10 protein-coding genes are annotated in these 14,345 nt (G+C 51.5%); 6 read left to right on the top strand and 4 right to left on the bottom strand.

Translation table 11 applies throughout. The annotated features are described in order from the left end of the window. Positions 1-105: 105 nt before the first annotated feature. The 3 genes from ACF8SD_RS02600 (at position 106) to ACF8SD_RS02590 (ending at position 3,659) form a co-directional block, all read left to right on the top strand. Positions 106-2,022, top strand: coding sequence for a TniQ family protein (locus ACF8SD_RS02600; protein WP_104963024.1), 1,917 nt, complete (start codon positions 106-108; stop codon positions 2,020-2,022). A 56-nt stretch (positions 2,023-2,078) separates the two neighbouring features. Next, the gene (locus ACF8SD_RS02595; RefSeq protein ID WP_104963023.1) at positions 2,079-2,438 is read left to right on the top strand and encodes a histone-like nucleoid-structuring protein, MvaT/MvaU family; all 360 of its coding nucleotides are present in this window, start codon (positions 2,079-2,081) and stop codon (positions 2,436-2,438) included. 915 nt (positions 2,439-3,353) lie between these two features. Next, positions 3,354-3,659 carry a hypothetical protein gene (locus tag ACF8SD_RS02590; RefSeq protein ID WP_104963022.1) on the top strand — a complete coding sequence of 102 codons (306 nt, stop codon included), beginning with the start codon at positions 3,354-3,356 and terminating at the stop codon, positions 3,657-3,659. Positions 3,660-3,926: 267 nt separating this feature from the next. Here ACF8SD_RS02590 and ACF8SD_RS02585 read toward each other — a convergent pair whose 3' ends face one another. Continuing rightward, entirely contained in the window at positions 3,927-5,306 is a 1,380-nt protein-coding gene (locus ACF8SD_RS02585; protein WP_392483525.1) for a B12-binding domain-containing radical SAM protein, read from the bottom strand. 40 nt (positions 5,307-5,346) lie between these two features. Between ACF8SD_RS02585 and tmk the strand changes: the two genes are divergently transcribed. Further along, positions 5,347-5,976, top strand: coding sequence for a dTMP kinase (gene tmk, locus ACF8SD_RS02580; RefSeq protein ID WP_104963020.1), 630 nt, complete (start codon positions 5,347-5,349; stop codon positions 5,974-5,976). Positions 5,977-6,018: 42 nt separating this feature from the next. Next, positions 6,019-8,742 (top strand): tetratricopeptide repeat protein, encoded by a 2,724-nt coding sequence (locus ACF8SD_RS02575; RefSeq protein WP_104963019.1) that lies wholly within the window; start codon positions 6,019-6,021, stop codon positions 8,740-8,742. A 1,112-nt stretch (positions 8,743-9,854) separates the two neighbouring features. Here ACF8SD_RS02575 and ACF8SD_RS02570 read toward each other — a convergent pair. From ACF8SD_RS02570 to ACF8SD_RS02560, 3 genes are all read right to left on the bottom strand, one after another. After that, a complete protein-coding gene (locus ACF8SD_RS02570) occupies positions 9,855-10,382 on the bottom strand; it encodes a hypothetical protein (RefSeq protein WP_104963017.1) in 528 nt (175 codons plus the stop codon). Positions 10,383-10,579: 197 nt separating this feature from the next. Further along, the gene (locus ACF8SD_RS02565) at positions 10,580-11,413 is read right to left on the bottom strand and encodes a hypothetical protein (protein WP_153670604.1); all 834 of its coding nucleotides are present in this window, start codon (positions 11,411-11,413) and stop codon (positions 10,580-10,582) included. Positions 11,414-11,446: 33 nt separating this feature from the next. Continuing rightward, entirely contained in the window at positions 11,447-13,006 is a 1,560-nt protein-coding gene (locus tag ACF8SD_RS02560) for a hypothetical protein (protein ID WP_104963016.1), read from the bottom strand. A gap of 687 nt (positions 13,007-13,693) precedes the next feature. On the opposite strand from ACF8SD_RS02560, the gene ACF8SD_RS02555 reads away from it, so the two are divergent. After that, a complete protein-coding gene (locus ACF8SD_RS02555) occupies positions 13,694-14,278 on the top strand; it encodes a DUF6037 family protein (RefSeq protein ID WP_104963015.1) in 585 nt (194 codons plus the stop codon). The last annotated feature ends 67 nt before the right edge of the window (positions 14,279-14,345 follow it).

The following is a 14,345-nucleotide window of genomic DNA, read 5'->3' as shown; positions in this document are numbered from 1 at the left end:
TTTGAGACGTTCGAAGGGAGCAATACCTGACGGCCACGGGCCGGGCTTATTAGCCCGGCTCTACTCCCTCGATTTTTATGTCTTCGATTTCATGGATGTATAGGAATGTTTGGTCTTTTAATCAACCCACGACCACACCACGACGAAAGTCTTTTGGGGTACCTGCAGCGCTTGGCGAAAGCCAACGGATTACCCAGAAAGGAACTGCTCACAGCCTTTGCACGAGCCGACGAGACTGATGTTGCGGACTGGCTGCAGATGATGGAGGGACCACTGAGCTGGCCTACGGTCGCTGCTGAGTTTCGTGATCCTAAGCCTAAAGGGGTCAAGCTATGGACGACTCATCACGCGCGTTACTGTCCGATCTGTTTGAGCGAAGCCGGTTATTGGAGAGAAAGCTGGGGCTTGACGCTGGTTACGACATGTTCTGTCCACGGCACTGAACTCCACGGGCGGTGCCCCAACTGTTTGAAGGAAACCGATCCAAGCGCGATGAGTGCGAATTGTTGCCAAGCGTGTGGCACCTCTTTGTGCGGGACCAGTTTTGAGATCGCGCCGGCGAGTGGTACAGCCGCCTGGCTCACCTCTGGCTTTGAAGATAGGTTTTACGCCGAAGCGTTGCCAACTGACGCGGGATTGGCTGCCCTCACCTACGAACAGTTTCACGAGTTGTCATCGCGTCTCGCTGTCAGAAGTTTGCCTACGGAAAGAACCCAGCCGCTGAAGGTTGCTGATTCAGGTTCGCTAGAGATATCGCGGCTTATGGCAAACGCGGCGGGCGTGGTTCTCATGAACTGGCCTCTCGCATTCAGAGAACTGCTGAGTGGCCTCAAGGCAGTCCATTCCGATAACGAACATTGGACGCTCAGCAGATCGTTCGGCCCGATATACCACGACATCCACCGTGATCTGGATGACCCTTGTTTTGACTTTCTTCGTCGAGAGTTCGAATCATTTCTGCAGCATGCGTGGGAAGCACCGTTAGCGAAGCGAAATCGCAATTTGAGGGAGGAGACGATTGAGAGACATCGTTGGGTCTCCTTCGCTTCTGCTGCTGAAGCTTGTGGTCTCGGGGTATCAGTCGTAAAACGCCTCCATCAGCAGGGACAAATCGCCTATCGGGAGAAGCCCCATGAAGATCGTGTTTTTACGGTCGTGGACTTGGATCAGTTGAAGGTAATCTCGCAGCAAATCCAGGGCGCGGTTGATATGAAACAAACCGTGAATTTACTAAGCCTCTGTCACACACGGGTTAGGCAGCTGCTGGCTGCCGGTACCCTCCAGTTCTTTGGTGGAGAACCGCGCCCAGGCGAAAGGTGGCTCATTGACCGCCGCTCGATCAACGAAATGATTGATGAGAAGCTGCCCACCAGCACTGACCAGAGTCTGGTGACGATCAACTACTTGGCCAAGCATTCTCTGCCCAAGGGGGGGGGGTTGGTCGAGTTGGTTCAGGCAATACGTGCAGGTGAACTTCGTGCTTACCGACAGGCCGAGACTGGCCCGGTTGGTGTGGGGGCGTGGTTACTCAAGGCGCAAGAGTTTGCATCGTGGCAACAAGCCCGAACAGGGGGCAAGGGCTTAACCCTACCCGGTTTATCGGTGGTCAAAGCAGCTGCGCTATTGGGTGTTAAAGAAGAATGCGCTTACGCGTTTGTTCGGCTTGGCCTGCTTTGGAGCACCAACGTCGAATACGGCAGGCGTACGCAACTGGTGGTTAAGCCCCAAGCGATCGAAAGATTCAGGCGAGGCTACATCTTGGGACCGGAGATCGCTGTGTACCTGGAAACGTCGACCAAGGAAGCGTTCAAACTCCTTTGGGAGGCTAGGTTTCGCCCCGTTGCGGGACCAACCATACCAAATGCAGCATGCCGGCAGTACGTATGGGTGAGAAGCAAAAAACTGATTGAATACCTAATGGGTGAGGCGATGCAGAGTGATGACCCAGACGCCACCACCCTTTTATCCACGCCGATCGCTCAGCCTCGCGATAGCCGATTCAAGCATGTGGGATCAAGATAGTTAGCAAGCTCTCTTTTTTGGTTGCTAAAATCACCTAACATCATCTGGAGAATCCTATGTCCCGTCTCGCTGAATTTCGCTTACTCGAACAACAGCTCGCAGCCCAACTGGCCGAGCTGGAAGCGCTAAAAAATGACTCTTCCTTGAAGCAGGAAATGGAATTCGAAACGAAGCTTCGCGCCCTGCTCAACGAGTACGGTTACGGTCTGCGGCAAGTGGTGATGATCCTCGATCCGCAAGCGGTGGCGTCCGCTTCGATTGCCCCGAAGGCACTTCGTAAAGCACGTGTGGTGAAGGTCTACAAGAATCCACACAGTGGTGAGATTGTTGAAACCAAGGGTGGTAATCAGCGCACACTCAAAGCCTGGAAAAACGAGTATGGTGCCGACGTAGTCGAGTCTTGGCTCGCCAGCTGATAGCGCTGCCGAGGGCTTCTGGCACGAGATAAAACGTGATGCAGCCCGAACGTGAATTCCCATTCTGGGGTGTGACGAAATTTTCTTGAGGTGGTGGTGACACACAGTTTGTGCGCATTAAATAGAGGTCCACTTCAAAAAATGGATGCTCCAAAAATGCGTATGCTCTCGTCGCGATAGCTGTCAACACCATCTCAAGCGTTCTGACAGCACTGGTGCTTCACTGGATCACGCCTCCCCTTCTCGACGTAGCCGTGCGGCCCACCGCGGTCTCAAGCTCAGTATCGAATAGCGCAACGTAGCTTCAGATCCCCAGGGGCAGAAATCAACGCTAACGGTCGGTTGGAGTCGAGAAAGCTTTCAGGTTCGAAGGGCACCTACTTCGATCTCAAGATGAGCTTCATCCGCCACCGGATCGTCAAAGATAACGAAGCGTCAGGACTTCTGGAGAGCATGGAGTTTGTTGTGTCGCAACCTCACAAAGGGGAGCTTGAGCACATTCACAGGGACGTCATTACATTCGATCCGGCGAGGTTTGAATCCCTTATCCGGATGCCTTCTGATCATCCTTATCGCAGATTGGATAGGGTGAAGTTGGCACGGGAGGAACTGGGAGATCTGTTGGACCTACCGCAGGTTTGACCGCCTCAGGGAAATTCAGTGCTTTGACGACATCCGTAAGGGCATTGACGGATGGGCGAGCGCTGACGTTGCGAGCCGATACGGCAATAGCTTCTCCACCAGGGGGATGCGAGAGTGGCTTCTGAAGCTCGCCACTTTCCCTAAGCATGTCCAGCGCTGGCAGATATCCCAGTGACAAGCGGCACTAGAAATACTTCGTTCGTGTACTTGGCTTAAATGGGGGGGCATCGCCAGCCCTGCCTAAGCGCACTCCATCATGGAAGGAGTACAGATATGTCGACCTTGTCGTTAGCAGGAAGCACCCACGCAATCAGCAGACATGACTTCGAACAGAACCAGGAATGGCCTGATACACCTCAGAATCGCCGTTTACTGGCTGCATACGGGGCCGCTTGTGAGCTGTCATCTACCTCTGCTGTCGCTGCACTGAACGCAGAGCGAGGTGGCTGGACTGATGTTGACCAGTACAAGGCCAAAGCTGCGCACTGGGAAACAGTGGCGGAAACTCTCGTGTCAGTGTTGAGCATGGAAATTGAGAAGGGAAGAGAAGAAATACTGCTGCCTGATCCCTGGCGGTAGCCACGAATCGGCTGAGCAGCGGTAGCCGGACCGACGTATGAAACGAAATCGATCACATATTTCTGAATCAGGTGCTGGACTTGGGACCACGGCGTGTTAACCACTTTTTTCACTGTAAACCACAGTGGTTAACAGTGAAAAAAGTGGTTAACACCTCCCGCCTAGAGCAGGATCACTAGGTTCTGTACGAAAAGAGATGTCGCAAATCCTACTGAATTTCAGCGTCAGAAGGGCGCCGATTGGGTTTCTCGGGATTTCGTACAGAGGCTAGGATGTCCGAAACGGCAACTGAGATTCATCGCTTGCGGCAACATCGCGATCAAAGTCTGCACGCGAGTAGTCACGTGGGTAGTAGGAAAAACTTTTCAAATTGAAATAAGCTTCCGTATCCATGTACCGCCTGGACAGTTCCAGCGACGCAAACTCAGCCGATTGTGCGTCAAAGTCACGGCTGAGGTGCATCGTAGATATACCACACTTGTACGCGCTGTCCGGATCTACAGGCATGGCACCGCTTCTGTACCAGTCACGCAGAAGGATGTCTGCGGTTTTTGGCGGCCCGTAAGCGACGACTGGACCAACCGATACTCCGGCAATTGAGCCCTTATGGTCGTCTAGAAACGAACGCGTTTCATCAAAAGTTTTCGTCGTCTCACCAGCATAAAGCAAAATGTTTACCTTGGTGGCGATTCCGTGATCGTTACACGCTTTCAATAATGTCGACGCTTTATTTAGATAGCGATCCGGATGTTGCGATTTGTTCATGTTCAGGATCTGAGTGGGCGATGCTGTCTCAAGCCCCAGGTCAAGCACCCTCAATCCTGCCTCGGCGAGACAGGCGATAGTCTCAGGGGTAAGCACATCTACGCGGCTCTCCGTACGCCAGTGAATGTTTAGACCAGAAGCCCTAAATGCGTTCGCAAGGCCAGTACCCCATTTCACATTGGGGACGAACATTGAAGATTGAAAATAAGGACGGATCTCGCTAGTGCTGTACTGAGCAACAACTGCTGCTAGAGCACTGGCGACCTGGTCTGGGGCACCCAGCTTTTCCAAAGGGATATCCCGCTCTTCGCAGAATGCGCAACCCATACCACACCCGCGCGAGGCTTCAATACTGGGTTGATAACGCTCAAAGCCTGATACCAGCGTATGGTTCAGGGCAATATCTGGTCGTGGAGCTGGTAGGATCCTTAAGTCAGGCGCGCTAGTGAGCAGGCTGGCGATTTGCGGTTCAGCCAGCCCTGAGATCAGCAGATCTGCCTCGGGTAGTTTCTCGCGTAACCAGTCGGGATCTGGCCCAACCACCCAACGTCCACCGACAATGATCTTAGCATCTGGATCTGTACTACGTGCGAGCCGGCAAAACTCCTGCGCCCACGGCAGAGCGTAGAAGCTGGGAATTGATAGCATTATCGGATACCGAGACGGTAGCACGCCTTGTTCGAGTAGACTGCGGAGCACCTCGGCGGGCCCTCTGTGCTCGCCATGTACCAGAACTGTCTCGGTCCCCATAGCATCTAGGATCGTCGCCAGCGACAATGCGCCATAGTTAAGATATAACTGCCGGCGCGCAAGGATATGATCGCGCTTCTTAGGCGTTAGCATACCTGCAGAGATGAACGCAACTGTGTTCGAACGCTTCACTTAGTCCCACTATGTGCTTAATTCTGAAGGAAGGGATGCCATGCCATTTGTAAGCTTCGAAGGCATAGACGGTAGCGGTAAGACCGAGCAAGTCAGGTTACTGGTCGAGCATCTTAAGAGGATCGGCCAACCAGTTCTACAGACCAAAGAGCCGGATGGTGGCCAATTGGGCATGGCCGTCCGAGCAATTCTGACCAATCCCGGCCTTGACCTCGTTCCGGCAGAACAGCTCCTGCTGGTAAGCGCTGCGCGATTTGACCATGTGCGGAGTGTAATCCAGCCCGCGTTGGCCAACGGCCAATGGGTTGTCTCCGATCGCTTTATTGACTCGACATACGCGTTTCAGGTCGCGGTTTCTGATGTGGATCTTGGTCGGTTGTTCAGGGCGACATGTGAGGTCGTCGTCGGTACAACGATGCCAGATTTAACGATCATTCTCGACCTTCCAATTGAAGTTGCCAGGTATCGGCGGGAGCGGCGCAATGGTGACCTCGATCCGGCAGAAAAGACTCGGGACTTCGCAGCTATCCGAAGCGGGTTACTGGACACCGCTCGCGAGAACCCGGAGCGATGTCATGTCATCAATGGTGATCAATCGCCGTTGGACGTTGCACACGATGTTTGGCTATTGGTTGAACCGTTGTTAACTAATGCATCGCCAACCAACTGATTGACCTCTGATCCGCCTTCCCGATTTTAGCCGGAACCGTTCATGAATTCCCTGACACGTAATCTGCTGATACAGCGTGTGATTGACTCGCTTAGCATTTTGGCGCCGGGTCCGCTCTTCGAGCGGTTCGGAGTGGTTTTAGTTGAACGTATGCTAGATATCCGTCTGGTACAGCGAGGTTCGGCGGTGAATGGCAGCCCAGTTGGGGGGGCGTTGGATGCTGTCTCCGAAGACGGCACCATCGTCGTCGAGGCCTCGATCTTGAAGGGCTACTTTTCTGGCACGATGCAAAAGCCCTGGGGCGATCTTGACCACTCACTATTGCTTGCACCACGTGCCAAGGATATTTACCTCCTGAGTTCGCAGCGCGCTGAGACTGGCGTAATAGAGGCGATGGTGGGTAAGGCCCTTCAGGAGGACCGAATGTCAGGAAGACGCCTCCACCTGATGGACAGCCGCTCCATCGCCGAGGTCATCATTGATACGCTAATGCTCCGCGACGATGCGATCGACGATCTGGCGCAGCATCTGCCAGTCTTGGCCGAAATTCGCGATGACCATCCGGCATCGTTGAAGGCGCCTTCACTGAGTCCGGTTTATGTTGAGAATGAATTTGTAAACAAAGAGCTGGACCGTCGACTTGAGACCGAGGCGTGCGTCGAGATTTGTGGAATTGGCGGTATTGGAAAGTCCCAAGCGGCCGCTGCGTATTTGCTGCGCATTGAGGACCGTTTTCATTATCGGTTTTGGGTAAGCGGTCGGGATATCGACAGCGTCGAGCGATTGTCTTCGGTTCCAGTTCGTCGAGGTGGTGCCGAGCGGAACGTTAGCGCGCTGCTGCGTAAAAACAGCACTTTTCTCGTCGTAGATGATGCTAGTCCCAGTCTCGCCGTCCACCAGCTCGCTGATTTGTGCGGACCCGATTCACGGATTTTGATTACTCGGCAGCATCCATCATCTGGAGCCTACGTCATGCCTACAATGGATGCTCAACAGGCCCGCACATTGCTTGGTAGGGGGCTCGATGCGCCGCCGCCTCGAAAGCAATTCAACACCATATGGCGCTCTGTGGGTGGGCACCCGCTTAGCTTGGCGCTACTCAATACTGCCGCCCGCGAAGGCGTGTCATGGAGTGAGTTGGCAGATGACTGTACCCACGTCGCAAAGCTGCCAGTAGATGGTGTACGGCTTGCAGACCGTATTCTCGGACGATTGAAACCGGTACTTGAAGAGGAGCTGTGCCTTTTTCAATGGGCGGGTCAGAGCCATTGTGATCGCGACTTCTTCAAACATGTTGTCGGGCGGTTGCGTTTGAGATCTTTCGAACATCATGGCCTCACTGCACCCGAAAGTCCGGCATCACTTCGCATTCACGACATCGTCTTTGCAGCCCTGAAATCACTCAATTGGTTGACTGATGAGAGGGCCAAAGAAATTGACGGACACCTCGAGTCTTTTATTCTTCAGCAGATTCGCGATGACGGGCATGGTCTGCAACTGATTGCCTCTCAGTTACGACGAAAAATTTCTAGCAACGTTGCGAACGGCGATCGTCGTCCCGCATATCTCTATGCAGTAGCCATGACCTGGACAGGTAGCGCCATTCCAGTGCATTTGTTACCTGACCCGCTGGATGAAGCGCGAAGGCTCAGATCGCTAAGTGCAACTCATCATGAGGTAGACATCTTAGTTGTCCTCCAAACTATTGAGGCGAGAGAACGCTACCTTTGGCAAACGTCCGGGGAAGTAGCCGCCGGGGCATGGCTGAGCAGAGTGTTACAAGCCTATACGGATCTTGAAGCTATCGTCGGTCTAAGTGCTAAGCAAATTGCCGAAATTAAGCACCATCATGCTAAGACGCTTCGCAACCTAGGGAAGCATGTGGCAGCCGAGCGCCTATTCGAGGAGGTAGTTGCCACTTACGCGCTAAACGACTCCAAACTTCAACTCGTGCGATCTGTCGGCCGCAGGCCGCAAGGCTTCGAAGCAGCCAAACGATATGCGTCCGAAATAATTGCTACGAAGTTGGAGGGCGGCAGCGTTTCTCCATCAATAATGATGGCACTAGGAGATGCACTCAACGGAGCTCGTCAAAACTGGGCAGGCGACCTCATTGAACAGCATGAGGAGCTGTTTCTTAAGGAGGCACTGCACAGTGCCTCCTTGGGCATTCCGCAAGGCTATCATTCTGTTGCGAGCTTTGTTCGAGCACTGGTATGGCATGCACCGTACCGCGTCGAAAGTTTATTGGAGCGCTTACCCGAACCAACGCCTTTGATGCTGGATGATGACCAAAGCCGCGGCAGCTATGCTGAAATCATGATGCTCGCAGCCGGCATCGACAACGAAGTAGATTACCTGAATAGAGCCCTGGAAGCTTTCGAGACATTGAAGTTTCCGAACATTTATCAGAAGCGCAAATGGGGCGAGGCTCTTTACAAACTTGGTCGCTATGCAGAGTCTGAGACCATCTTGGAGGCAATTAGTGATACCAGCGGCAGGATCTGGCTGGCCCATAATCTGTCACAGGTGAAGCTCGGGCTTGGTAAGTTAGACCAAGCTCTTGATCTCGCCAATGAGTGTGTTGACGGGGCTATCGAAGAAAATGAGAAATACCGCAGCAGCTTCCTATTGCAGCGAGTAAAAGTGAAGATTGCACTAGGACAGAGTGCTTCCAGCGATATAGCCGAAGGCTATAGGTACACCACCAATGCGGGTCTAGTTGCTCAGTTTGCTGAGTTGGAAAAAACGTGCGCTTGTCTATGACTACCCAAATGTGAACTCTGCTCACGGACTCTATACTTTCGCTTTTGAGGAGTATTTTTCCAATAAACTCTGATTTAGACTGGATCTCAGCTTTGACTTGGTCAGTAGTTGCCCATTAGCAGTGATAGCATAAATCAATATGGCAGCTAAATTGCATCAGGATAGAGGCGGTTATCCGTGACCGCTGCGTCTTCATCCTCGGCAGTGACCCCGCACCACTCACAACTGTCGCCATAGGATTTATCATACTCTCCAAGGGTGACAATTTTACTGTCTTCATTAGACGATCTGTCCTGCTTGACGCAGTCATTGCATAAGGTCACGGTCGGGTATTGATCAGCGGTTCTCTCGGATTGCATGTCCCCAAATATGGTGCATTTTTTCATAACAATTGCTCCTAATTTATGACAGTAGCGCAGTCATTCAATTGTGTCACGCTCGTATACGGGACCGTTTAGCCAGTATCGTAAATTTTGGCATGTATCTAGTTGCGCTTCTTTTGACGGGGGCTTCCAGAGTAGCCAAAAGCGCCTATCGTGCAAGGTGGTGATCTGCCACTTTAGCTAACCCTTGCAGCTCGCATGCCCGTGAATTGTGCGCGAAAACAACAGCGCAACGGAGTTTGTCTACGCAGCCATCACGACCATACTCAACTATCGCCGCCATCACATGATTTTTGTTCCATGATCCCTCTCAGTTTCAGGAAGGGTTCTACCATTTCAGGTTCCGGAAGGTCTACTGGAATCGATTTCTGAGGCTGCATATTTTGGAACTCCAGGCTGTCTGATTTTTAATGGCTACTCGCGAGTTGACCTAGTCCATTCTAGTTTACAGTGCAAAGAATATGTTTACACCTTTGCCCTTCTTACCTGGGCAAAGCAGTGAGGTCGATGAGGGCATGCGCTCGGGGAGGCTTGAGCTGGAAAAACTAACCTCTGGTGCGCAGTAAAGATCACCAGGATCTGGCCAAGGCGCGGGGGTCTTACGCAGAGATAAAGACAGCGTTGCCGGTTACTACAGCTGGATTGGAGAACAGGTCCACGGTCTACGCCTGCCCTCTGCTCAAAAGGCATGCCAACTCGCTGCCTTCAGTATATTAAGCTGCTGAAAAGTTAGGCGTACTTCGCTGCCGTTTTCAGAAATCTGCCAAACGCAAAAAGTGCCTTGTCAATTTTCCTTTGTTCTATCCCATCAAAGACTTTGAGGAACGGTATGTACTCTTGTGTATAGACCTCGTACTTTTGCTTATTTGTTTTTGGGATTTCTTGAATTCTCCCTGTTTTCATAAAGCGCATAGCCCTGAAGACATGTTGATCGAAAATTGGCCATGTACTTGGTGATAAGCAATGGAGGTAAAAGATATTCCATATCGCGCTGCCACTTTTCTGATGACTTAGGTAGCGGGCCGACGGGTCGCCCCTGAAGGACGTGGTGTAATTATTTGCGATGCTTTGAGCTTTCAAATTAGCGATATTTTCGATTCCATTTTTCCACTCAAAAAGTATTCTCAGTGACTCATCGGTCAATGGATTCCCAATGTTGTTTGTGTATTTTTCATCATTTTTATATTTGTACTTTGAAGACCAGTGATCCAAGAACGCATGCAGATCTTGAAATTGAATCTGAAATGAAATATGCACTTTTCACCTGCCATTAACTATAGGATAACCTTAATAAAAATTGCGAGAGAGGATCGAGCCATTCCCAGCTAATGGTCTACTTGACAGGCCCTGGTTTTTCTTATAGCTTTATCACTGAACCAGTAGCTCAGTTAGTAGAGCGCTCATTGTATACGAATGAGAGGTCGTGGGTGCGAATCCCGCCTGGTAAAGGACTTTCATAGAGAGTCTTTTACCAGGCCGAATTTCTCCAGTTCAAGTCCTTTAGGGATAGGTTGACGCTGTGCGCCGACCTTGATTTTCAAGGTTCTGGCATCACACAGTTCAAAGCAATAATTTCTCCAGTCTGATATTCCTAGTCTCTCGGAATCGCTCACCTCAATTCCGAAAATGTAAGACTTCCCTTTCCATACTACTCCTAGTGGCTTGGAAATGCCTTTTTTATATATGGCAGCCAGTTGTGGTGGGGCGCCAGTACTTTTGTCCAAGCCTTTTTCCACATGTATGCAAAAGGCGCTATATACTGCGCGGCTTGTTCTACCGATCTCACTTTTTTCGAATTTCGAATAAATGCCTGTGAATGAGGACTTGCCACTTCCCTCGACTAAAATTAAATCAGATTTATTTGGGATTTTCGGGTGCTCGATGGACCACTGACTATCTTTCCTATTAAGCTTTCCGACGAATATATTTCTTGTTTGGTTTAGTGAACAAAAAACTATCGAGAAATTATCTTGGGCAAGTGGCTTCGGATAGCTGGCAAATGACCTTTTGACCAGGGTGCATAGGGATTCAAAACGTTGCTCTGGTGATGAATCCCTTTCAAATACTTCACCAGAATCTGAAAGTGACACCCATTGTGAAATAACTTGAACGGTAAATAAAACCTCACCAACGTATGCGATCAGGTCTGGGAAATTGCTGCATGAGAAAACCTTTCTGGCGTAGTCCCATGCAGTGTTACCATTCCAGCTAATTCGGCTGTCCGATGCCATGTAAACTGAGGTAGGACCTCGGTTGTCGTAAGCAGCCCAAGCTACTACTGTAGTCATTTTACTTCCCTCTCCCAAATAACGACGAGCAAGCTATTCGCAAACCGGAAGCTTGGACAGGCTTTTTGCTGCGCCAACGTGCATTCGCTCTGACTGTCTCAGAGGGTGGTTAACGAAATACTGGTTGAAAATTTGCTGCAGCTTTTTATCATCAGTCGTCTTCACTTCGGCTTGAATGTCACTCACAAATTTGACTGATACACTATATTTCTTGACAGAACCCGCGATTTTCTCTATTTCCAGCTTGGATTTTTCAGAGATCTTTCCCGTGGTCCAGAGCTCGAAGTGAATGGCAGTATTTCTCCAGTCATGGTGGGTTAGGCAGTACTTATAGGTATTGGGTATACGGACGGTAAGCCACCGAGTGATCTCATCCTCTGATAGCACGGCGTATGGCGCGTAACCTTTACACTCGATAAAGATGGTTTCGCCAAATCCTTCTACAAGAACATCCGTCTCGCTTTCCTGCCCACTGGGATTGCGGATTTTTTCGTTCAGACGTACCCGGTGGCAGTGTCGGGTCCGACCAACAACATCCGCTACGAAATATTCAAATAAGGTCCCACGGAGATTCCCTGTAGCGCCTTCAAATTTTTGAAGGCCAGCAAATAGCTTTTCCAGGGTTTCAGCATCAATGGCTTGCTGCCCGGCTTCCGTGAGGGTCTGAATCAAGAGTCGCAGCGCTGTCGCCACATCTCTGCCGAAAAGGGTAGTTGGTGTAGCCGGGACGATGCCCTTGGTTTTTAGCAGATTGAAAGCCTCGTTCGAATAGCTCTCAGCGATGAAGAAGCAGATGCAGGACCCCACGTTGAGACTCTTTACGGTCTCAACCTTCGTCAGAAAAGCCAGGACGCCAGCTTCGGTTACTTCCACGTCAAAGAGGATGTCTGCTACTACGAAACCCTGCTTTTGCCCGCCATCAGATCTCCTCTGGTTTATTCCAGACAGGTAGCAGGGAGCAGTCATATCCCAATAGAAGGTGCCCACCTGGGGTTGGGATTTCCCTTCGAGGTTCCTCAGCTGGGCCAGCCCGTAGCTGATCAATCCCAGATTTTTACACCAGGTTTCAAAGCCGGCTAGGAAGATATCCTCCGCGGCGGTTCTCGCTCTGAGCGTGGAAGTCGCTCCATCGTACATGCCGGCCCCTTTTGCCAGAGCAATACAGTTACCTGAGCCGGGGAGGTACTGCCTCTCTAAAAGCTGGGCGCGGAGCAATTGCTCAATCATCGTGGAGCTGGAGATGTGTTTTTTCAGCCGATCTGGTGCGCCACAGGCAATGTGAAAAAATGGCTCGGCCACAATGCCGCCCCTTTCCATCAGTGCTGCAAGGGCTTTTCCATACGCAGCATTGGCTTTAAGCAACGCATCCGTGAGTTTCAGCCAGTAGTCGTCAGAGCCGAAATGAGCCTTTATGTACAGGAATACGGTGTTACGCGGGAAAAGGTTATAGACCCGGCCAATACGTTCGTCAGCGCGACTGACTCGTTTCCTCGCGGCAACGGCAGTGATTCCCTCCTCCTCCACCATTGCAGCGACGAGCTCACTGGAAAGGCAGGGACCATTCTCCTCAAGGCGGTCATAGACGCTGGTCATCGGTGCTCCATGTCACACTGCGCTATTAATATTACAATCCTTTCGTCCGCAGCAGCTAAATTCGCGGTTTCTGAGAAGCGCCGATTCTCGTGGGCTGCAGAGGAATTTGTACTGAATTTACCAGACGTGATGTCACAGTCGCTAATTTTCAGTACCTGTGAGGGAGCCTCAAGAGGGCCCAGTTCGAGACATTCAGGACGTCTCTGTAAACCACTTTTTTTCACTGTTAACTACTGTGGTTAACAGTGAAAAAAGTAGTTTACAAGGGGCGAGCAGAACACCTACACGGATGCCCTTCATCCGTTTCGGATGTACATGTGCGCTTGGTCATCGTAACGACAATGCTGGGGTGTCAGCGCAAGCCAGGCGGGGAGCCGTCCCTCAGCTCGGCCATACACTGATGGGTGGAAGCGCCCGCCATCAGCGCCCGCTTACGACCCAATGCAGACATCTGTATCCGGGGCCGCTTCGCCTATGAACTCCCCACGCGGGCGCAAATCCGTCAGCAGCACCTCCGCTTTGCTGTAGGCGTAGCCGGGGCGGTTCAATGGTTGGCCATGGGAGTCGTTTAGAAAGTCGCTGCGCAATTATTTACATTCGTGACGTTGCGGCGCTTTGCCTCGCTTTCATAACAAGTAAAAAGCTGACAAGGTGAGTGGTACTTTCGAACACTCTTGGAACAGACATATGGCAGTGGTAGTACTCGACAGGCTACGCGACCTCTTCAACAGCATGCGTGCGCAAAGTATTAGCCGGTATCGATTCAGCTATACGCGAGGTCCCTTGACCTTTGACGTCATGTTCCTGATAGACGAAACCCCCTACGCGCTCCTGTTCGGCGCCCAAGGGCACAACCTATCTTTCGAGTTCCAGGTGCAGTCCGGCTTCCGTGTGGTGCATCCACAGTTGGACAAGGCTGACTACGCGATGCTCTGCAACCTGCTCGGCCTGAAGTGGGATCCCAACAACTCTTTTTCACCGGGAGGCTTTCTTGCCGGCTTCAACTCTCACATCCCAGCAACCGCTGTACCGAGCCAAAAAGCTGGGCCTCACGACGTTGCCCAAGTCCGCCGAAATGTCGAGGATGCGGACAAGCGATTCTTCTGTGGCTGGAGAGACAACAAGGTACGAGGCGAGCGGGTTACACCCGAGAATCTCGAAAAGACGCGTAAGCTAATGGGGCCCAAAACAGCAAAAACCTGTGACCAGAAAAACATCAGCAGCTGCTGGACTGATATCCCAGGCGGAGCAGTTGCCGTCACTGATCCCTGACCGATCGTGTCTCTTGTCGCTCTCGCACGGCTTCGAAAAGTTCTTCTTTCCTCGACACACACTCAGT

The organism is Pseudomonas sp. CJQ_9, assembly GCF_043106615.1.
GTDB classification, from domain to species: Bacteria; Pseudomonadota; Gammaproteobacteria; order Pseudomonadales; family Pseudomonadaceae; genus Aquipseudomonas; species Aquipseudomonas juntendi.
This window is presented reverse-complemented; position numbering and strand designations above follow the sequence as displayed.

Bases quoted from the DNA above. Each gene is read 5' to 3' on its own strand.
- ACF8SD_RS02600 (WP_104963024.1), top strand. From the start codon at position 106: ATGTTTGGTCTTTTAATCAACCCACGACCACACCACGACGAAAGTCTT.
- ACF8SD_RS02595 (WP_104963023.1), top strand. From the start codon at position 2,079: ATGTCCCGTCTCGCTGAATTTCGCTTACTCGAACAACAGCTCGCAGCC.
- ACF8SD_RS02590 (WP_104963022.1), top strand. From the start codon at position 3,354: ATGTCGACCTTGTCGTTAGCAGGAAGCACCCACGCAATCAGCAGACAT.
- tmk (WP_104963020.1), top strand. From the start codon at position 5,347: ATGCCATTTGTAAGCTTCGAAGGCATAGACGGTAGCGGTAAGACCGAG.
- ACF8SD_RS02575 (WP_104963019.1), top strand. From the start codon at position 6,019: ATGAATTCCCTGACACGTAATCTGCTGATACAGCGTGTGATTGACTCG.
- ACF8SD_RS02565 (WP_153670604.1), bottom strand. From the start codon at position 11,413: ATGACTACAGTAGTAGCTTGGGCTGCTTACGACAACCGAGGTCCTACC.
- ACF8SD_RS02560 (WP_104963016.1), bottom strand. From the start codon at position 13,006: ATGACCAGCGTCTATGACCGCCTTGAGGAGAATGGTCCCTGCCTTTCC.
- ACF8SD_RS02555 (WP_104963015.1), top strand. From the start codon at position 13,694: ATGGCAGTGGTAGTACTCGACAGGCTACGCGACCTCTTCAACAGCATG.